At 57.7% G+C, this 18,795-nt stretch carries 20 protein-coding genes; 14 read left to right on the top strand and 6 right to left on the bottom strand.

Going from position 1 to position 18,795, the window contains the following annotated elements:
• The first annotated feature begins 77 nt into the window (after positions 1-77).
• The 9 genes from AAIH70_RS20655 (at position 78) to AAIH70_RS20615 (ending at position 11,233) form a co-directional block, all read left to right on the top strand.
• Positions 78-2,309, top strand: coding sequence for an ABC transporter permease (locus AAIH70_RS20655; RefSeq protein WP_430035291.1), 2,232 nt, complete (start codon positions 78-80; stop codon positions 2,307-2,309).
• Positions 2,306-3,364, top strand: a complete 1,059-nt coding sequence (locus AAIH70_RS20650) for an ABC transporter ATP-binding protein (RefSeq protein WP_132281224.1) — start codon at positions 2,306-2,308, stop codon at positions 3,362-3,364. The genes AAIH70_RS20655 and AAIH70_RS20650 overlap by 4 nt, the downstream gene beginning before the upstream one ends.
• A 31-nt stretch (positions 3,365-3,395) precedes the next feature.
• On the top strand, positions 3,396-4,217 hold the full coding sequence (locus AAIH70_RS20645) for an inositol monophosphatase family protein (RefSeq protein WP_132281221.1): 822 nt from the start codon (positions 3,396-3,398) through the stop codon (positions 4,215-4,217).
• Positions 4,218-4,308: 91 nt separating this feature from the next.
• Positions 4,309-5,613, top strand: a complete 1,305-nt coding sequence (ugpB, locus tag AAIH70_RS20640) for a sn-glycerol-3-phosphate ABC transporter substrate-binding protein UgpB (RefSeq protein WP_132281218.1) — start codon at positions 4,309-4,311, stop codon at positions 5,611-5,613.
• A 67-nt stretch (positions 5,614-5,680) separates the two neighbouring features.
• Entirely contained in the window at positions 5,681-6,562 is an 882-nt protein-coding gene (ugpA, locus tag AAIH70_RS20635; RefSeq protein WP_132281215.1) for a sn-glycerol-3-phosphate ABC transporter permease UgpA, read from the top strand.
• Positions 6,563-6,571: 9 nt separating this feature from the next.
• Positions 6,572-7,420: a sn-glycerol-3-phosphate ABC transporter permease UgpE gene (ugpE, locus tag AAIH70_RS20630; protein ID WP_430035289.1), complete on the top strand. Its 849-nt coding sequence runs from the start codon at positions 6,572-6,574 to the stop codon at positions 7,418-7,420.
• A complete protein-coding gene (locus AAIH70_RS20625; protein ID WP_132281212.1) occupies positions 7,420-8,466 on the top strand; it encodes a sn-glycerol-3-phosphate import ATP-binding protein UgpC in 1,047 nt (348 codons plus the stop codon). Before ugpE ends, AAIH70_RS20625 begins: the two co-directional genes overlap by 1 nt.
• Before the next feature lie 103 nt (positions 8,467-8,569).
• Entirely contained in the window at positions 8,570-10,228 is a 1,659-nt protein-coding gene (locus AAIH70_RS20620) for a Na/Pi cotransporter family protein (RefSeq protein WP_132281209.1), read from the top strand.
• A gap of 651 nt (positions 10,229-10,879) precedes the next feature.
• Positions 10,880-11,233 carry a response regulator gene (locus AAIH70_RS20615; RefSeq protein WP_430035286.1) on the top strand — a complete coding sequence of 118 codons (354 nt, stop codon included), beginning with the start codon at positions 10,880-10,882 and terminating at the stop codon, positions 11,231-11,233.
• 78 nt (positions 11,234-11,311) lie between these two features.
• On the opposite strand, the gene AAIH70_RS20610 is transcribed toward AAIH70_RS20615, so the two are convergent.
• Positions 11,312-11,611, bottom strand: a complete 300-nt coding sequence (locus AAIH70_RS20610; protein WP_132281203.1) for a hypothetical protein — start codon at positions 11,609-11,611, stop codon at positions 11,312-11,314.
• A 476-nt stretch (positions 11,612-12,087) separates the two neighbouring features.
• Here AAIH70_RS20610 and AAIH70_RS20605 point away from each other — a divergent pair, with 476 nt between their 5' ends.
• Entirely contained in the window at positions 12,088-12,420 is a 333-nt protein-coding gene (locus tag AAIH70_RS20605; protein ID WP_430035284.1) for an ArsR/SmtB family transcription factor, read from the top strand.
• A 324-nt stretch (positions 12,421-12,744) separates the two neighbouring features.
• On the opposite strand, the gene AAIH70_RS20600 is transcribed toward AAIH70_RS20605, so the two are convergent.
• From AAIH70_RS20600 to AAIH70_RS20590, 3 genes are all read right to left on the bottom strand, one after another.
• Entirely contained in the window at positions 12,745-13,740 is a 996-nt protein-coding gene (locus tag AAIH70_RS20600; RefSeq protein ID WP_245519447.1) for a sensor histidine kinase, read from the bottom strand.
• A gap of 16 nt (positions 13,741-13,756) precedes the next feature.
• Entirely contained in the window at positions 13,757-13,981 is a 225-nt protein-coding gene (locus AAIH70_RS20595) for a hypothetical protein (RefSeq protein WP_132281900.1), read from the bottom strand.
• A 130-nt stretch (positions 13,982-14,111) separates the two neighbouring features.
• The gene (locus AAIH70_RS20590) at positions 14,112-14,321 is read right to left on the bottom strand and encodes a cold-shock protein (RefSeq protein WP_132281898.1); all 210 of its coding nucleotides are present in this window, start codon (positions 14,319-14,321) and stop codon (positions 14,112-14,114) included.
• Positions 14,322-14,810: 489 nt separating this feature from the next.
• Here AAIH70_RS20590 and AAIH70_RS20585 point away from each other — a divergent pair, with 489 nt between their 5' ends.
• Positions 14,811-15,257 carry a hypothetical protein gene (locus AAIH70_RS20585; RefSeq protein ID WP_245519446.1) on the top strand — a complete coding sequence of 149 codons (447 nt, stop codon included), beginning with the start codon at positions 14,811-14,813 and terminating at the stop codon, positions 15,255-15,257.
• Positions 15,258-15,279: 22 nt separating this feature from the next.
• On the top strand, positions 15,280-15,591 hold the full coding sequence (locus AAIH70_RS20580) for a hypothetical protein (RefSeq protein ID WP_430035279.1): 312 nt from the start codon (positions 15,280-15,282) through the stop codon (positions 15,589-15,591).
• Positions 15,592-15,711: 120 nt separating this feature from the next.
• Here the strand turns inward: AAIH70_RS20580 and AAIH70_RS20575 are convergent, their stop codons facing one another.
• The gene (locus tag AAIH70_RS20575; RefSeq protein WP_132281894.1) at positions 15,712-16,116 is read right to left on the bottom strand and encodes a host attachment family protein; all 405 of its coding nucleotides are present in this window, start codon (positions 16,114-16,116) and stop codon (positions 15,712-15,714) included.
• A gap of 497 nt (positions 16,117-16,613) precedes the next feature.
• Here AAIH70_RS20575 and AAIH70_RS20570 point away from each other — a divergent pair, with 497 nt between their 5' ends.
• On the top strand, positions 16,614-17,504 hold the full coding sequence (locus tag AAIH70_RS20570; protein WP_430035277.1) for a PhnA-like protein: 891 nt from the start codon (positions 16,614-16,616) through the stop codon (positions 17,502-17,504).
• Between the two features lie 75 nt (positions 17,505-17,579).
• Positions 17,580-18,074 (top strand): ferritin-like domain-containing protein, encoded by a 495-nt coding sequence (locus tag AAIH70_RS20565; protein ID WP_430035683.1) that lies wholly within the window; start codon positions 17,580-17,582, stop codon positions 18,072-18,074.
• 413 nt (positions 18,075-18,487) lie between these two features.
• Here AAIH70_RS20565 and AAIH70_RS20560 read toward each other — a convergent pair.
• The coding region (locus AAIH70_RS20560; RefSeq protein WP_430035275.1) for a hypothetical protein at positions 18,488-18,795 on the bottom strand (308 nt) is incomplete at its 5' end.

The following is an 18,795-nucleotide window of genomic DNA, read 5'->3' as shown; positions in this document are numbered from 1 at the left end:
CCTTGCCTGTCTGCCGCGCTTCGGCTGACCGGGGCGCGGCATGATCGACTAGTCATGTGATGAGGTCGCATCGCACCATGAACAATCATAACCGCAGAATGGATATCGTGCTGGCTCTCGGCTTTGCAGCCTTGGTGCTCATGCCGTGGTATCGAATAGAACAAGGCTTTTATGCCTTTACCTGGCTGGCGGATTTTCCGGGCAAGCCTTCGGTGGCACCCGGCATCCTGCAAATCGCCCTGCATGGCCGCATGTGGCTGATTGCCGTCCTGCTTGCCTATGGTCTGGCGGTGGCCGCACGCTTTACCGCCGATCCGATGCTGCGCGGAAAACTGCTGTCCATTGCTGGCGGTTTCGGCGTGCTGTTCCTTGCGCTGCAGGGACTGGCAATCGGCATGACCGGTTTTACCTGGACGATCAGCGAAACGATTTTCGGTCCGCTGGCGGACGGCCAGCCGCCGATGGGAGCGGGTGCCGTTCTGTCAGCCATCTGCTTCGTGCTGATATTCGCCTTCGGCCTTGCCGAACGCGGCGTCATGCGCGGCGATGCCTTTGTCGTCGCGACCATTTCCATGCTGGTCTTTCTCGTTGCGGTCTTCGTGTTTTACCCGATCGGCGCCATGTTCATCGGTGCCTTTCAGGATTTCGATGGCTCGGTGAATTTTGCCGGCTTTTCCCGCAATTTCGTCGACTCTTCGATCTGGAGCCTGGATTGCGTCATTGGCGGTGCCCGCTGCGGTGTTGCATGGCGCACGCTGTTCCTCGCGATCATGACGGCTGCCGGCTCCACCGCGCTTGGCCTTGCCTTCGCGCTTGTCGCAACCCGCACACGGTTTCCGTTCAAGAAGGGGCTGCGGCTTCTGACCATCCTGCCGATCATCACGCCACCCTTCGTGATCGGCCTGGCCCTCACCTTGCTGTTCGGCCGTGCCGGCATCGTCACTCAAGGCCTGTCTTCGACTTTCGGCATCGAACCGAGCCGCTGGCTTTACGGTCTGACCGGCATCTGGATCGCACAGGTTCTGTCGTTTACACCGATTTCCTTCCTCGTTCTGATCGGCGTCGTTGAAGGCGTCAGCCCCTCGATGGAGGAAGCATCCCAGACATTGCGTGCCGATCGATGGCGCACCTTCTGGCGTGTCTCGCTACCGCTGATGAAGCCCGGCCTCGCCAACGCATTTTTGATCGGCTTCATCGAAAGCATGGCCGATTTCGGCAATCCGCTGGTGCTTGGCGGCAGCCACGGCGTTCTGTCGACGGAAATCTTCTTCGCCGTCGTCGGTTCGCAGAACGATCCGGCCCGCGCCGCCGTGCTCGCCATGATCCTGCTCGGCTTCACGCTGTCCGCCTTCCTCGCCCAGCGTCTCTGGCTGTCGGGCAAGAACTTTGCCACCGTTACCGGCAAGGGCGACAGCGGCGCCCATATCGCCCTGCCAAGACCGCTTTCGATCGGTGTGCATGCCGTGGTCATTCCATGGATGATCTTTACGCTCGTTGTCTACGGCATGATCCTGTTCGGCGGTTTCGTCAAAACCTGGGGCCTCGACAACAGTCTGACGCTCGCCCATTACGCCAAGGCGTTTTCCATCACGTTCCGCGATGGCTCGCTGGTCTGGACAGGCGTCGCCTGGAACTCGTTCTGGACGACGATGGAAATTGCCCTGATCGCCGCACCGCTGACGGCAGCGGTCGGCCTTGCCACGGCCTATGTCATCGTGCGGCAGAAATTCGCCGGGCGCGAGCTGTTCGAATTCGCGCTGATGATGAGTTTTGCCATTCCCGGCACCGTCATCGGCATCAGCTACATCATGGCCTTCAACCTGCCGCCGCTTGAAATGACCGGTACGGCGCTGATCCTGATCGCCTGTTTCGTGTTCCGCAACATGCCGGTCGGCGTGCGCGGCGGCATCGCGGCGATGAGCCAGCTCGACAAGAGCCTCGACGAAGCCTCGATGACGCTGCGCGCCACCACCTTCCGCACCGCCCGCAAGGTGATCCTGCCGCTGCTGCGCCCCGCCATCACTGCAGCGCTGGTCTACTCTTTCGTGCGCGCCATCACCTCCATCAGCGCCGTCGTTTTCCTGGTCAGTGCCCAGTACAACATGGCGACGTCCTATATCGTCGGGCTGGTCGAGAACGGCGAGTATGGCGTCGCCATCGCCTATTCCTCCATGCTGATCGTGGTGATGATCACCGTCATCACCGGCTTCCAATTGCTGGTGGGCGAGCGACGGCTGCGGCGCGAAAACCGCGTTGCCGGACTGAACCAGCCGACCCTCCCCATCATCTCCAAGGAGAAAGCCGCATGACCCGAAATGCCGGATCGGTCACATTCCAGAATGTGCGCAAGACGTTTGGCGCATTCACCGCCATCGCCGACCTGTCGCTCACGGTCGAACCCGGCACGCTGGTGACGCTGCTCGGCCCTTCAGGCTGCGGCAAGACGACGACCCTGCGCATGCTGGCAGGTCTGGAACATCCGACATCTGGCTGTATCCTGATCGGTGGCAAGGATGTGACCATGCTGCCCGCCAACGAGCGCGATGTGTCGATGGTGTTCCAGTCCTACGCGCTGTTTCCGCACATGAATTCGCTCGACAATGTCGCTTATGGCCTGGAATCCTCCGGTCTGCCGCGCAAGGAAGCGCGGCAGAAGGCCGAACATGGGCTCGAACTCGTCGGCCTTGCCGGCATGGGCGGGCGGCTTCCGGCGGAACTCTCCGGTGGCCAGCAGCAACGCGTCGCCGTGGCGCGTGCGCTCGTGCTTGAACCGCAGGTGTTGTTGCTCGACGAGCCGCTTTCCAATCTCGATGCCCGCCTTCGCCGTCGAGTGCGCACCGAAATCCGCGAGCTGCAGCAACGCCTGCAGTTTACTGCCGTCTACGTCACCCACGATCAGGACGAGGCGCTGGCGGTGTCCGACCGGATCATCGTCATGAAGGACGGCGAAATCGCCCAACAGGGTTCGCCGCGCGAGCTTTACGAAGCCCCCGCCTCGCCTTTCATTGCCGATTTTATCGGTGAGGCGAATGTTGTGCCCTGTGAAGTGATCGACATCACCGGCAGCGATGCGACCATCAGCATCGAAGGATTGCGCCACGTCGTGCCGGCCCGAGGTGCCCGGCCCGGCAGGCACCAGCTGGCTGTACGTCCCAGCGCCATCACGCTCGAGCCTGCCGAAACGGCTGCCTTTCCGGGCCGCATCAGCCATGCGGCCTATCTGGGCGATCATATCGAATACGAGGCGGAAACGAGCGGCGGGACCCTGTTCATCGTGGACCCGTCGGTCGACCGCCCTCTTGCACCCGGTACCCGCGTGGCGATCGGTTTGAAAAACCGCGGCATCGCCATCATCGCGCAGTGATGCGCCTGCACAGATCGAAGGATATTTGCCCATGGCAGCACAAGAGGACGAAATCAGAAAACGCCGGAAGCTGGCCGAACGCGTCGCCGTCGAAGCCGGCAAGCTTGCGCTCGGCTACTTCAATCGCCGCGACACACTGGTGATCGAGAGCAAGGGCGATCCACAGGACGTCGTTTCGATCGCCGATCGCGAAGTCGAGGAACTGATCCGCAACTGCACGGGTGATGCCTTTGGCGCGGATGGTTTTCTCGGAGAGGAATACGGCCTGACCGGCGGCAATAGCGGCTACACCTGGGTGGTCGATCCGATCGACGGCACCAGCCCTTTCGTGCATGGCATGCCGAACTGGTGCGTTTCGATTGCCGTGCTGCACAAGGGCGAGCCGGTCGTCGGCGTGATCCATGTGCCGTGCCACGACGAACTTTATTCGAGCGCGCTGGGCCAAGGCGCCACTCTGAATGGCAAGCTTCTTGAACTTGGCACAACCAAAACCATCCGCAATGCCGTGACCGGTATCGGCGCCAATCATCATGTGACGCCGGAATCGGTTGGGAAGATCGTCGAGGATCTACTGGCGAGCGGTGGCAATTTCGTCCGGCTGGGCTCCGGTGCGCTGATGCTGGCCTATGTCGCAGCAGGCCGCCTCGTCGGTTATTTCGAGCCATACATGCATGCCTGGGATTGCCTTGGCGGTTATTGCCTCGTGCGTGAAGCGGGAGGCTGGTTTCTGCCTTTCCCCAGCGAAGGAGATCATCTGACCAAGGGGGCACCTGTTCTCGCCGCCGGTCCGGGCGCAATCGAAGACCTGCTGCGTATTTCCGGTATCGACAAGGAAGGTGTCGCCGCCGCGTAGCTGCGAAGGACATGCTGAGGCCGAGGAGGGCCTCAGACAATACCGCCGGATAGGGCGGCAGGCCTATTCATGGAAAGGGAGGAATACGACCATGAAGACTGTTCTGACATCAGTTCTGACAACCGCAGCCTTGGCTCTGATGGCATCCAGCGCATTGGCCGCCACGGAAATTTCCTGGTGGCACGCCATGACCGGCGCCAATAACGAGGTGATCGACCAGCTTGCCAAGGAATTCAACGAGGGCCAGTCCGATTACAAGATCGTTCCGGTCTTCAAGGGCACCTATCCGGAAACGTTGAATGCTGGCATCGCCGCCTTCCGCGCCAAACAGCCACCGGCGATCATGCAGGTTTTCGATGCCGGCAGCGGCGTGATGATGGGCGCGCAAGGCGCTATCGTGCCGGTCGCCGACGTTCTGGAAAAGGGCGGCTTCAAATTCGACAAGGCGCAATACCTGCCGGGTATCGTCGCCTATTATTCGAAACCGGACGGCACGATGTTGTCCTTCCCCTACAACTCGTCCTCGCCGATCCTCTATTACAACAAAGATGTGTTTGCGAAGGCAGGGCTGAACGCAGATGCGCCGCCGAAGACATGGCCGGAAGTGTTTGAAGCCGCCAAAAAGATCAAGTCCAGCGGGGCCGCGAACTGCGGCTTCACCTCGACATGGCTGACCTGGATCCAGACCGAAAATCTTGCCGCCTGGAACAATCTCTCCTATGCGAGCCACGAAAACGGCCTCGGCGGCACCGACGTCAAGCTGGCCTTCAATGCCGAACCCTTCGTCAAACATTTCCAGTCGATCGCCGATCTCGCCAAGGACGGCACGTTCCGCTATGGCGGCAGAACCTCGGAAGCAAAGCAGCTGTTCACATCCGGTGAATGCGGCATCCTGACGGAATCCTCCGGCGGGCTTGGCGACATCATCAAATCCGGCATGAAATACGGGATCGGCCAGCTACCTTATTATGAGGGCGAAGGTCGGCCGCAGAACACCATTCCGGGCGGCGCAAGCCTGTGGGTGTTCGCGGGCAAAAGCGATGCGGAATACAAGGGTGTCGCCACCTTCTTCAACTTCCTGTCGCAGACCAAGATCCAGGCCCGCCTGCATCAGGTGTCCGGCTACATGCCGGTGACAATGGCCGCTTATGAAGACACCAAGAAATCCGGCTTCTACGACAAGAACCCCGGCCGCGAGACGCCGCTTCTGCAGATGATGGGCAAGCCACCGACCGAAAACTCCAAGGGTGTGCGCCTCGTCAACCTGCCGCAGGTGCGCGACATCATGAACGAGGAATTCGAGTCAATGCTGGCCGGCAAACAGGATGCCAGGGCAGCGCTCGACAAGGCCGTCGAACGCGGCAATGCGGCGATCCAGCAGGCGATCGGCAAATAACATCCATATACGCCGTCCGCATGTAAAAACCATGCGGACGGCTATCCCGATATCGAGGAGGTTGCCGGTGCAGAGCGTCGTCTTTCCGAACAAGATCCTTCCCTATTTTCTGGTCGCACCGCAGATCGTGCTGACCATCGTGTTCTTCTTCTGGCCGGCAAGCCAGGCGCTTTACCAGTCTGCCATGCGGGAAGACCCCTTTGGGCTGCAGAGCGCCTTTGTCGGGTTTGCCAATTTTTCGGCGATCCTGTCGGACCCGAACTATCTGCATGCGCTGCGCGTCACTGTCGTGTTCAGCGTGGCAACCGCTCTTCTCTCGATGGGCATCGCCTTGCTTTTGGCGACGGCTGCCGATCTCGTCGTGCGCGGCAAAGGTTTTTACCGCACGATGATGATCATCCCCTACGCGGTGGCGCCCGCCGTGGCCGGCATGTTGTGGCTGTTCATGTTCAACCCCGCCATGGGCACGTTCGCCTATATTCTGCGCCGCAACGGCGTCGCCTGGGATCCGCTGCTGAACGGTGATCAGGCCATGGCGCTGGTCGTGGTGGCCGCCGCATGGAAACAGATCAGCTACAATTTTCTGTTCTTCGTGGCGGGTCTGCAGGCCATCCCGAAATCGCTGCTGGAAGCCGCTGCAATCGATGGTGCGCGCGGCGCACGGCGATTCTGGACAATCGTCTTTCCGCTTCTCGCACCGACCACCTTCTTCCTGCTGGTCGTCAACACCGTCTACGCCTTTTTCGACACCTTCGGCATCATCCATTCCGTCACCGGCGGCGGACCGGCCAAGGCCACCGAAACGCTGGTCTACAAGGTCTATAACGACGGTTTCGTGAACCTCAATCTCGGCTCGTCGGCCGCACAGTCGGTCATCCTGATGGTCATCGTGATTGCGCTGACCGCCTTCCAGTTCCGCTTCGTCGAGCGGCGCGTGCATTATGCGTGAGGTGAAAAGATGATCGAAAACAGACCCGTAGCAAGCCTGATGGCGCATCTGATGCTGATCCTCGGCATCATAATCGTCGCCTTCCCGATCTATTACACCTTCATCGCCTCGACGGCGCCGGCCGGCGCAATCGTTCGTCCACCACTTTCGCTTCTGCCGGGCGGGCATATGGTGGAGAATTATACGGAATCCATTTCCGGCGGCGTCGAACGCGTCGTCGGCGTCAGCCTCGAACGGCTGCTGTTCAACAGCTTTGTCGTCGCGATCGCCATTGCCATCGGCAAGATCGTCATCTCGTTCCTGTCGGCCTTCGCCATCGTATTCTTCCGCTTTCCTTTTCGCATGGGCTTTTTCTGGATGATCTTCATCACGCTCATGCTGCCGGTGGAGGTTCGTATCCTGCCGACCTACAAAGTGATCGTCGATCTCGGCCTGCTCAACACCTATGCCGGTCTCACCCTGCCGCTGATGGCTTCGGCGACAGCCACCTTCCTGTTCCGGCAGTTTTTCCTCACCATTCCGGGCGAGATGCTGGAGGCGGCGCGCATCGACAATGCCGGGCCGTTCCGCTTCATGAAGGATGTCCTTCTGCCGCTATCAATGACCAATATCGCGGCGCTGTTCGTTATCCTCTTCATCTACGGATGGACGCAATATCTCTGGCCGCTGCTCGTCACCGACAGGGCAGAGATGAACACGATCATCATCGGCCTGCGCCGCATGGTGGATTTCGCAGATGCCTCGACGCCGTGGAACTACGTGATGGTGACGGCGATCCTGGCAATCATCCCTCCCGTCATCGTCGTGGTGCTGATGCAGCGCTGGTTCGTCAAAGGTTTGGTGGAGACCGAAAAGTAATGGCTACGATTGAACTCAAGGACGTCCGCAAGACCTATGGTGCGAATATCGAGGCCATCAAGGGCGTATCGCTCGACATCAAGGATGGCGAGATGATCGTGCTCGTCGGCCCGTCCGGCTGCGGAAAATCCACGCTTCTGCGCATGGTGGCCGGACTGGAAAGCATTACCGGCGGCGACGTGACGATTGCCGGACGCCGGGTCAATGATCTTGAACCGTCGGAACGCGACATTGCCATGGTGTTCCAGAATTATGCGCTTTACCCACATATGTCGGTGCGCCAGAACCTCGCTTACGGCCTGAAGAACCGCAATACGCCGAAAGACGAAATCGACCGGCGCATTACCGAGGCTGCCCGCGCGCTGGAAATCGAGCCGTTTCTTGACCGCAAGCCGCGACAGCTTTCCGGCGGCCAGCGACAGCGTGTCGCCATGGGCCGTGCGATCGTGCGCAAGCCGGCAGCCTTCCTGTTCGATGAACCGCTCTCCAATCTCGACGCCAAGCTGCGCGTGCAGATGCGCGTCGAAATCCGCAGGCTTCAGCGTTCGCTCGCTACCACCTCGATATACGTCACCCATGACCAGATGGAGGCGATGACACTTGCCGACCGGCTGGTGGTGCTCAATGCAGGGCGCATCGAGCAGGTCGGCACACCGATCGAGCTTTATGAAAAACCGGCCACCACATTCGTTGCCACCTTCATTGGGTCGCCATCGATGAACCTGATGCCGCTGGCCGGCAAACAGGGTAGCGGCGTGAACTGGCCCGCCAATGTGGCCACTGTCGGCATCCGCCCGGAGGACCTCCTGATCGCGGATCCCGCTGTGGACGATGGTTTTCGCACGCAGGTACAGGTGATGGCGGTCGAGCTGGTTGGTGCGGAAAGTTATGTCCATGGCCTAACGGAAGATGGCAGCGCGATCGTGTTCCGCGTGCCCGGCCGCTCTGTCATTGCGATCGGTGAGACACTGTCGCTGACCGCCTCACCGGATCGTTTTCACCTGTTCGACGCCGAAGGCCGTCGCGTGGAGCCGCGGAACCCGTGACGGCATCATCGCGCAGCATTTCCTGCCGACACTTGATTACCGCAACAGCCTGAATATTATTAGACGGCTAATGAAAATTCGATTGCTTTCGACTGGAATATCCATGTCCGTCATCATAGCCCTGATCGCATTGGCCGGCCATATCGCGCTCCTTCTGTGGGGGACGCGCATGGTGCAGACTGGCATCCAGCGCGCCTTCGGACCCAGCCTGCGTTCGTTTCTGGGTCATGCGCTGAGCAACCGCTTGAAAGCCTTTCTGGCCGGCATGGGTGTCACGGCAGTTCTGCAAAGCAGCACGGCGACGGGCCTTATGGCAACGGGCTTTACGGCCGGCGGGCTAGTGGATCTGGTGCCGGCGTTGGCGGTCATGCTGGGAGCCAATGTCGGTAGCACGCTGATCGTGCAGGTGCTATCCTTCAATGTCGCAGCAGTTTCACCGGCTCTCATCCTGATCGGCGTCCTGATGTTCCGGCAGGTGCAGAACCCGCAGGTTCATGATCTTGGCCGCGTGTTCATCGGTATCGGCTTCATGCTGCTGGCGCTGCATCAATTGCTCGATGTGCTGGAGCAATATGCCCATACACCCGCCTTCGAGACCATTCTCCACGCAATTTCGAAGGCTCCCCTTCTCAGCCTCCTGCTGGCAGCAGTGTTGACATGGGCAGCGCATTCCAGCGTCGCAGTGGTGCTGCTGATCATGTCTCTGGCAAGCCAGGGCCTTCTTGATCCCTATCAGGCCTGTGCGCTGACGCTGGGCGCCAATCTCGGAACGGCCATCAATCCCGTTGTCGAGGGCCAGTCAGGGGCCGATCTATCAGCGCGACGGCTTCCGATCGGCAACCTTCTCACTCGCGTCATCGGCGTTGCGCTGGCTTTTCTCTTCCTCGAGCAGATCACCACCCTAATGACCTCCTCTGGAAGCAACGACGGCCGCGTGGTGGCCAATTTCCATACAGTGTTCAACCTTGTGGTGGCGGCATTGTTCATGCCCTTCCTGACGCCATTCGCAAATGCTCTTGTCCGGTTCATGCCGCAACGCATCGACGAAAGCGACCCAGGCCAGCCCCGTTATCTCGATCCCTCGGCCAAGGAGACACCGATCGTTGCGCTACAGGCAGCAGCCCGTGAGGTCCTGCGGATCGTCGATATTCTGGATGAAATGCTGGCGGGCACCAAAGCGTCACTCTCGACCAACGATCGCCGGGCGCTGTCAGTTCTGCGCAAGCAGGATACGGTGCTCGATCGGCTCAACACCGCCGTGAAGATCTACCTGACCTCCATCGATCCCGACGAACTCAGTGATGCCGACAAGCGTAGGCTCGAAGAAATCCTGATCTTTTCCACCGGGCTCGAACATGCCGGTGACGTGCTCGATCAGAATGTACTTCCACACCTCGCCAAACGTCTGCGGCGCGGCATGACATTCTCAAAGACCTCCAAAAGCGAATTGAACGCTCTTTTCGACCGCCTTGCGACCAACCTGCAAATCGCTGCCGCCTTGTTCATGTCGCAGGACGGGCGAATGGCCCGCATGCTGGTGGAAGAGAAAATTGCGTTCAGGAAAGCGGAACGCGAAGGCACAAAAGCCCATTTTGACAGGCTTCGGCAAGGAGATGTCACGGCAACCGAAACCAGTTCCCTGCATCTCGATTTGCTGCGCGACCTCAAGCAGATCAACTCCCATCTTGTCGCCGCAACCGCCTATCCCGTTCTTGAACAGCAGGGCGACCTGCTGCAAAGCAGGATCTCAACGAGCCACTGATTTGGAAAATGCCACCTATTTGCCCGAATGGCTAGGGCGTTTCATCTTACCGATAGCTAGTCAAGTAAGGTAAACCCCTGCAATTATCAGTTCCCAAGGTGACAAGTTCCCACGTCGGTCTTGAAGGGATACGAACTCTCGCACCCGTTCTAGTGAAAATATCTAAGAATAATTGTCCAGTATTGGCAACTACTTGCCCTTTTTTTTGACCGTTGGCCCGCCCAGTCATCGCGGCCGTGGCGGATTATGAAAAGCACTCAGGCCTTCCCAAATCCAGCTGTTGAATAATCGGACGGCCCATCAGTCGGCAGTGGTTCTGAAGACGCCCGCCTTTGTCCGTGTGCCGAGCAGCCCGCTCAGCTCAGGCTCCTCAGACTTGACCCTCTGGACGTCCTCAAGGGTGAACGACTCGCATGAATATGGAGGTTCGTTTGGCTGGGGATAAGCACACAACCTTAGAGTTTACGTGATGTTTCGACTAGCCGCAGTTTTATTGCGGCATCGACCCTTGCCGGTAATGGCTCTTGGAGCAGAGGCGATAATGCTGATGGCGAGATTGTCAGGATCAGCGAATAGGCGACAAACTTTCGCCGACAAGGACCAGACTGCAACGGTCGGGTGTTTGGCGATGCAACATACTGGAGGCGACGCGTGGCAACCGTTCTTGTCGTTGAAGATGAACCCTTGATCCGCCTGACGGTGATCGACGCGCTTGAAGATGCTGGGTTCCACGTCATCGAGGCCGAGACGGCTGACGATGCCCTCGCAGTCATCGAAAATCGCCATGTCCATCTTCTCTTCACCGACGTTCAGATGCCAGGCACGCTGTCTGGAGTGGATCTGGCTCATGCCGTTGCCGAGCGCTTTCCAGATGCAGGCATCATTGTGTCGTCGGGCCGCCTTACTCCGGCAGACCTGACGCTTCCTGCGTCGGCAGAGTTCTTTGCAAAGCCTTATGACTTTTCTATCATCATCGCCAAGCTTCGCGCACTTTCCAACTTATAAGCGCATTCGACAGAAGTGACCTACACACTCCATTTTAGCATTACCGTCGGCTCGCAGGAATCGCATCTCGAGCATGACCTACGAGAGATTATCGTGATAGACGAGAAGGACCACGGTGAAGGTGATAATGCCCATAGCCATTAGAATGAAAGCGCGCTTGGACGACGCTCGATCTTTGAAGTTGACTGCTGCGACGAAGGTACAGACTGACCACAGCACGGTGATCATGATCAACAACCAGGAATAAACGAGCGGCCCAAGATCGTAGCCTCCACCGCCTATTGATGGCGAAGAGGGCTTGTCGACCTGCACGGCAACAAGGATAAAGACTGGGATTGCAAGTGCTGACAGCCAGAGGCACATCGACTTGGTTCTCATCGGCCTTCAACTCACCTCTTCGCCTCGTATGCCTTCGATTGAGAAACTTATTTGAAAGCGTCATCTCCGCAACACTCTCACCGCACTTTCCCGAAGGGCCGCTCGGCCAAAAGCTAGGCTGACCCTTTAATCCAGATGTCGAGAGCCCTCGCGGATCTTCTTTCACACTGGCTTACTGGCTTGAACAGAGCGTTCAAGTGTGTCGGACTAGGCGAGTTCGAGTTTTTTGCGATCACGAACCATATCGTCGATCCTGTATAGAGACCTTCAAGCCTGGACGATCCATAAACACTTATATTGCATGTGCTCGCGATAGCTGCCACTGTTGGCGGCTTGCCGCAGGAGTAGCGGCTGTTCGCGAGATTGCAATTCTCGTTTGCACCCACGTATCCCGCAGATCTGCCTGCCCCGTCCTGGGGATGGAGCTCGTGCGCTCGGAGATACTTATGCCCACAGACCTATCTTGTGAGCGATTTGTGGCGAAAGCCGCAAACCTTCTTGCAGCGATGGCGAACGCCAAGCGTGTCCTCATTCTCGAAATTGTCAGCAAACAGGAGATTTCGGTTGGCCCATTCGCCGTCATGGCAGGCCTCAGCCAATCGGCGCTTTCACAGCACCTTGGCAAACTGAGAGGTGCAAAGCTGGTTCAGACCCGGCAGCATGCCCAGACGGTGTTCTATCGAAGCGATTCAGATGAGGTCAGGCGCATGTTGCAGACTCTCTACGACATATTCGGGGCCGTCTCCCCGCTGATTTCCTCGGTCGATTTAAGCGAGAAGCGACCGGCTTCTGTAACGGGCCCCGCATGAAATCTGCCTTTCACACGAGCATCTCGATAGACACAAGGAGAATGGCGTGGGCGTTACTGTAATAGATTTCGCGGCTCGTTGGCAGACGCCGGTCTGTGTCGGCGACGGGCCGCTTTTGACCAAAACAATATGGGGACCGGCCGATGCGCTGCGACACATGAAGACGATCGGTCACAGGTCCGGCCCAATCTACTGGAGAGCGCTCCATCTCTGCCAGCACGCTGTCACCAATGGGGTCCATCCAGAGATATGCCGCCCGCACTTCATTGCTGTATGTGCGGAAAACGACGCGAGGCGATTTGATGAAGAATGAGTCGTAAACACCTAAAGAGCTAGCCGCGCAGCGTCCATATTAAGCGTCGCCAACGCGCCGCCAGGCGTCCAGTTGATTGTGATCGATCCTGCGAGGTGCCCGGCCATTGTTCGCTCAAGTAGCCTGCTTCCATAGCCACCTTCCCCCACCGGTGTAACCACCTCAGGCCCTCCCTGCTCAGTCCAAGTTAGAATGACAGTATCTCCGGAGACAGTTCCCGAGACGTCAAGGGTTCCAGCTGCGAGCGAGAGCGCACCATATTTAAGGGAATTGGTTGCGAGCTCGTGGATGACGAGCGATAATCCGGTGGCGGCCCCCTCGCCCACGCCCATCCTCGGGACGGAGACCCTGATGCGTCCCGAGAATGCAGCCGTTTCCTCATAGGGAGCAAGCAGGATCGTGATCAGGTCGCCCAAAAGCGCCGCCTTTCCCTGACCTCCCGGCAAAGGCCGTACAAGGTCATGGGCACGCCCGAGTGCGGTCAGCCGTTGGGTCAACTGAGACGTCATGTCGGCGATCGAATTTGACGACCGGGATGTTATCTGGGTCAACCCCGTGGCGATAGCCAATAGGTTTTTCACGCGATGGCTCATTTCGCCTGCAAGAAGTTCATGGCCCTCTTCGGCCTGCTTACGGCCGGTCACGTCAAGAAAAATTCCTGTCATCAGACGAGCGACGATATCCTCGTCACTCCCCTGTCCGCGTGCCGAAATCCAGCGAACATCAAGAGCGCTCAGTATCCGAAAGTCGATTTCGTAGGCTCCGACAACCGCGCGTGTGGCCGCGAAAGCCGCGCGCACCCTATCCCGGTCTGCCGGGTGTATCTTGGCCGACAAATCCTCGAACGACAGATTGCCGTGTGCAGCTACATCCCACAGTTCATACCCACGCCGGTCCATCATGAATGCATCGTTATCGACGTTCCATGTCCAAAGAGATACTCCGGCAGCCTTGAAGGCGCGTCGTAGCTGATCCGGATTCCATTCGGTAGTCAGATCATCAGTCACAGAGGTTCTCCTCAGGTCACGTCTTGCCGGCGCGCTTCTTCGTCAAGCCGGCGGAAGCCTCCTGAGTGTCAAGAGCCTTTCTTGCGAGCCGAGCTTCGCCAAGACGTATTGTCTTGGTCTTGCGGGCTTGGACAACGGCGTCCTTTTCTTTAACCGCGTGACCGCGAGCAAAGAATTGCGACTGCTCGTTGCTGAAAGCAGTCTCGGCCTGCTGTCGCGATTTCGCGCGTGTTTGTGTCATCGTATATTCCAAGGAATGGCGCCCAAAAAATCAGGGCAAAAAAAAGGCCAGGCTATTAGCCCGGCCTCGCAGATAACGCGGTCTCGTCAGTGCCAGTACATCCGTGGTCAAGAACGGAACCGGGTAAGGATCAGGCAGCCTGCAGATTACAGGCCGACATCTTGCCCGACTTTACGTCGCGCTCGAGCTCGTATCCAACCTTCTGGCCCTCGACGATTTCGCGCATTCCTGCGCGTTCGACTGCCGAGATATGAACGAAGGCGTCTTCGCCGCCGTTGTCAGGCTGGATGAAGCCAAACCCCTTGGTGGAGTTGAACCATTTTACTGTGCCTGTGGTCATGATGATGATCCTTTCAAAGCATGAACTATGGGCCGCAGAACCGGAGCTGCACGGATGGTAATAACGATATTTTTGAAAGGAAAGTTCGCTCAAGGCGCGGTGCTAATCGCGCGGTAACCAAAGCTTAGCAAGCAAAAGATCGATAAAACCTAAAATAGAGACAACACATACAAAGTCAACCTTTAGTTTTGACTCGCCATTGAAGCTTGGCTGCGACACCCCATATTAATCCAAGGCAAGCTCGGATCGACGACATCATCCTCAGCGCCTTAATGCTATCCGAATTATTTCCGTCGACGACATCTGCAGTGGGCATGGTGTCGCATGATAGCTGCCGGTAAAGCCGCGCGTTGTGCGCGGCGACTGGTGATTTGCTCGCGTCATCGCGAGCGGTCGGTCACTTTAAACTGTGGTCTCCCTAAACCCTATCGCGATTGAGCATTTAGCGTCGATACCACCCCAGCCAGTTGCACCAAAAGGAACTACCCAATGAGCGAAATCAAGGAATTTTCTGTGAGCACAAACGGTGATCGCTGGTTGTTGGACATGAGCGGCGGCGAGGCAGTCATCCTTCATATGGGGAACGAGCCATCCGGAGGGCATGAGACCAAAACGCCACTCGCTGATTTCCTGAATGAACGAGCAGGGAAACCAGAACACTCAGCGCTTCTACAAGTCCTTGGTCAATCACAGGATGAAGTCGAGCATCAACTTGGCGAAGACGATGCGGAGACATCATCGCACCAGATCGCCATGGAGTATATGCGTCTGGGCGGACGGCGCCTTGCCAAGGTAGATGACAACATTGTCAGCACCCGGACGTGGGAAGACGAGCCTGCGGAAGCGACTGCGTTGTGGCAAGCACAGGTCGAGCCGTTGGACGAAAAAGCTCAGCGAGAGGTCATGCTTCATCTTCCTTCCATCAGCGAACGTTGAATCCGAACAGAGGAGCACGACTATGATTGACGATCAAAATGATCTTGGAAGTGATGCGTCACGGACAGATCCCGAGACGGCCGATCGCGCGCGCGAAAAACTTGCCAGGGGGGCCGAACGAGGCATCGAAAAAGCGATGAGCGGTGAAGCCTCAGCTCTTTCTAACGATCCCCCAGATCAAGATCCGGTAGAAGGATCTATCGAAACCGCGGAACGAAACCTCGCCTGGAGTGGCGAGGATGGCCAACCGAGCGCCGAAAGCGTCGCTGGCGAGCCGGCTAACAGGCTGTCCTCAGCAGGATCCGAGGCCGTAGAGCCCTCGCATGAGCGATGACCGTCTAAGTAGTCTGGCGGGTCGTGAGATGCGCAGGTGGCTTCCTCAGCGCCATGAGCTTGAAACGACAAAGGGGCCGGTCATTACAGATCGCCCCCTTTGTCTTGACATGCCGGCAGCTCAAGCTGCTGCAAGTGCTTTCTCGATCTCGGGAATAGTATGTCCCGTAAGATCTTTATCCAGTTCGCCTATCAGCACGTCGGAAAGCGACTTATGGTAGCTCTTGCGCATCTCGCCGAGCGTGCGCGGCGCCGCCACGATCACAAGGCTCTTGATCTTGCCGTCAAGCACTCGAGCGTTCAGCAAGCCAGCGACGCCATTACTGAACCCATCCTCGTCTTGCTGGCTATCGTCAGGGTTTGCAGCGCTGCTTGGATGGCGAGCGCCAGATGCGATCTTCGAGCCGTCGACCTCAGCTGACGGCATTGCCTTGAGCTTGACGTTGGCCGCATCGCCTTCGTTCTGGAACAGAGCAAGTTTCTCACCATCGGCGACAGCAATTACTGTGTGCTGGGGAAGTTGCATATAGGATCTCCATCTTGGGCAGCATCGCTTCAACCTGTTGGATGAAACAGCGCTTGTTTCAGGGCTACAGTAACCCGGGCACAGACAATCAGTTCCCTGCATGCGCCCCTAATGAATGCCGGCGAGCGATCGCTGCAATAGCGTTTGGCAGCCAATGCAGGCCAACTTGGCGACCGGGACTAAGTGCAACTGGTCGCGATCAGGACGCAACGAACTCACTCAACTTTGAGGTCGAGACGCGAGCGCGCTTTGTCAATGACACGTTGAGCAAACCACGTCGTTGCGCAAAAGGATAGGCTTGAAAATGAGAAGCGCTTGCATGCCAGCGCGGCCCAATATTGGCTGCATGGAAATCATCGCAAGATACCGCGACTGGAAAATCTGCGCCGTATGCGCCTTCTCACCGGCAACATTAAATACGTTGTTAAGGAACATGCTCCTCCACCACACGTTGCTGCCTCACTCACGAACCCGTGACGGCATCAACGGAGGTCATCATGACCATCCTCTCCACAAATCTCCCAGTCGAAAATGCATTGGATAACTTACCCAACTCGACAGCATCGCTTCATAAAGTCTCGTGGGGTGCAATTCTGGCAGGCGTCGTTATCGCGCTCGCCGTCCAGTTTCTTCTCAATCTCCTTGGCGTCGGGATCGGCGCAGCCATTCTCGATCCTGCGACCTCCGATAATCCGCAGGTGAGAACATTCTCAATCGGTGGCGGGATCTGGTTTGTACTTGCCGGTATCGTTTCGGCCTTTTTAGGTGGTTATGTAGCAAGTCGGCTCTCCGGCCGGGCAAGCCGGTCGACTGGCGGCTATCACGGGCTGACATCCTGGGCGGTCACAACGCTTGTCGTACTATACCTTCTTACGACATCGGTCGGAGCTTTGATCGGTGGCGCATTCAGTGGCCTCTCCAGCGTTATCGGCGGCGTCGGCCAGACAGCGGCCACAGCTGCATCAGCTGCCCCCGCAATGGTGAATTCGGCAAATCCTATGGCGGGGATAGAGCAACAGATTCGCAACACCACCGGCAGCGATGCAAAGGCGCTGCAGGATGCAGCTGTCACTGCAATGCAGGCAGTTGTAACGGGTGACCAGGCAGCGGCTGAAGACACACGAACCCGCGCGGCAGATGCCATTGCACGTTCGCAGGGCATCCCCGCGGACCAAGCTCGGACCCAGGTAGAGCAGTACGAAAAAACCTATCGCGACAATATGGCTACTGCCAAGCAGAAGGCACTCGAGGCAGCGCAACTGGCTGCAACAACTGTATCAGCCGGCGCTATCCTCGGCTTCATTGCCCTGGTGCTCGGTGCAGTCGCATCCTGGTTCGGTGGGCTCTATGGAACGAAACGCGGTCTGAGCGTCACTGACACGATCTGAGTCCGGCGCCAATCGCAGACGGCCTGCCGGGGCAATACCTCCGCGGCAGTTCTCATGATTGCAAGGAGCCATATGATGGCTAGTGACAAGAAACTTCACAATCTCTTCCATGATACCCTCAAAGACATCTATTTTGCAGAGCGAAAGATCGTCGATGCCCTCCCAAAAATGGAAACAGCAGCCAGCAACGGGCAGCTGAAGGATGCCTTTAAAAAGCATTTGGCCGAAACACAGGTCCATATCGAGCGCATCGAACAGGTGTTCAAGCTCATCGGCAAGCAAGCCGAACCAAAGACTTGCAGCGCCATTCTCGGCATCACCGATGAGGCCGATGAGATCATGCAGGAGTACCAAGGATCGACCGCGCTCGACGCCGGCCTTCTCGCGGCCGCCCAAGCTGTCGAGCACTACGAAATGTCACGATATGGCACCTTGCGCCCTTGGGCGCTCGAACTTGGCTTGAACGAAGCCGCGGGCCTTTTGCAGACGACACTGGACGAAGAGCAGAAAACGGACCTTGCACTTACCTCGCTTGCGACGTCTGTCGTCAACCAGAACGCTGAAGTCTGAACCAAGGGGAAAATAGGGAGCAGGCAATGCAGTCTGCTCGGCCGAGCCAACCATCAAAGGGTCATCCAGAATCCGAAGCCGCCGAGCCCTCGCCTGAGCAGTGATTGTTCCTGCAAAGTAAGACGCCGGTGCGATATGGGTTCCAAACACGAAGCGGCCGATCATCACTGATCGGCCGCTTCGCTTTGAATGGCACCCTCATCTACTCACCAACTTGGTCCGTGGAGTTGGCGCGGGACCTAACCTCATCTTCTCCGATATTTTCTGACCACTGCGTCACAGCTCTGTCGACCGTCTAGGGAACCGATATCACCGCAACCAGTTCTGAGCGTATTATAGCGTACAAAGTAAACGATGGGCGTATCCACCTATGCCGAGAGCTGCGACCATTCTTGCCGTCGAGGACGACCATGTCATAAGGTTCCTGATGGTCGAGGAAATTCAAGAGGCGGGATATGACGTTTTTTGAAGCCGAAAATGCTGCCAAAGCGATAAGCGTTCTGGAAACGCAGCCCGATATTCGTCTCATGATCACGGACATTGACCTGTTTTCCGAGGCCGAAGGCGTTGAACTTGCCAAGTTGGTTCGAGACCGTTGGCCGCCCATAAAAATCATTCTCACATCGTGTAACTGGTCGTTTGAGCGTAAGCGCGAATTTCTCCGCACCTTCTGCAATTGATTGAGCTTTGGCATGTGGTGTCCACTTAAAAAGAGGTGGAC

It is taken from the genome of Neorhizobium sp. BT27B (genome assembly GCF_050455485.1).
Classification (GTDB): Bacteria; Pseudomonadota; Alphaproteobacteria; order Rhizobiales; family Rhizobiaceae; genus Neorhizobium.
This window is presented reverse-complemented; position numbering and strand designations above follow the sequence as displayed.

What these genes read in the sequence shown, in the direction of transcription:
- AAIH70_RS20655 (WP_430035291.1), top strand. Translation starts at nt 78, where the DNA reads ATGAACAATCATAACCGCAGAATGGATATCGTGCTGGCTCTCGGCTTT.
- AAIH70_RS20650 (WP_132281224.1), top strand. Translation starts at nt 2,306, where the DNA reads ATGACCCGAAATGCCGGATCGGTCACATTCCAGAATGTGCGCAAGACG.
- AAIH70_RS20645 (WP_132281221.1), top strand. Translation starts at nt 3,396, where the DNA reads ATGGCAGCACAAGAGGACGAAATCAGAAAACGCCGGAAGCTGGCCGAA.
- ugpB (WP_132281218.1), top strand. Translation starts at nt 4,309, where the DNA reads ATGAAGACTGTTCTGACATCAGTTCTGACAACCGCAGCCTTGGCTCTG.
- ugpE (WP_430035289.1), top strand. Translation starts at nt 6,572, where the DNA reads ATGATCGAAAACAGACCCGTAGCAAGCCTGATGGCGCATCTGATGCTG.
- AAIH70_RS20625 (WP_132281212.1), top strand. Translation starts at nt 7,420, where the DNA reads ATGGCTACGATTGAACTCAAGGACGTCCGCAAGACCTATGGTGCGAAT.
- AAIH70_RS20620 (WP_132281209.1), top strand. Translation starts at nt 8,570, where the DNA reads ATGTCCGTCATCATAGCCCTGATCGCATTGGCCGGCCATATCGCGCTC.
- AAIH70_RS20610 (WP_132281203.1), bottom strand. Translation starts at nt 11,611, where the DNA reads ATGAGAACCAAGTCGATGTGCCTCTGGCTGTCAGCACTTGCAATCCCA.
- AAIH70_RS20595 (WP_132281900.1), bottom strand. Translation starts at nt 13,981, where the DNA reads ATGACACAAACACGCGCGAAATCGCGACAGCAGGCCGAGACTGCTTTC.
- AAIH70_RS20590 (WP_132281898.1), bottom strand. Translation starts at nt 14,321, where the DNA reads ATGACCACAGGCACAGTAAAATGGTTCAACTCCACCAAGGGGTTTGGC.
- AAIH70_RS20585 (WP_245519446.1), top strand. Translation starts at nt 14,811, where the DNA reads ATGAGCGAAATCAAGGAATTTTCTGTGAGCACAAACGGTGATCGCTGG.
- AAIH70_RS20580 (WP_430035279.1), top strand. Translation starts at nt 15,280, where the DNA reads ATGATTGACGATCAAAATGATCTTGGAAGTGATGCGTCACGGACAGAT.
- AAIH70_RS20575 (WP_132281894.1), bottom strand. Translation starts at nt 16,116, where the DNA reads ATGCAACTTCCCCAGCACACAGTAATTGCTGTCGCCGATGGTGAGAAA.
- AAIH70_RS20570 (WP_430035277.1), top strand. Translation starts at nt 16,614, where the DNA reads ATGACCATCCTCTCCACAAATCTCCCAGTCGAAAATGCATTGGATAAC.
- AAIH70_RS20565 (WP_430035683.1), top strand. Translation starts at nt 17,580, where the DNA reads ATGGCTAGTGACAAGAAACTTCACAATCTCTTCCATGATACCCTCAAA.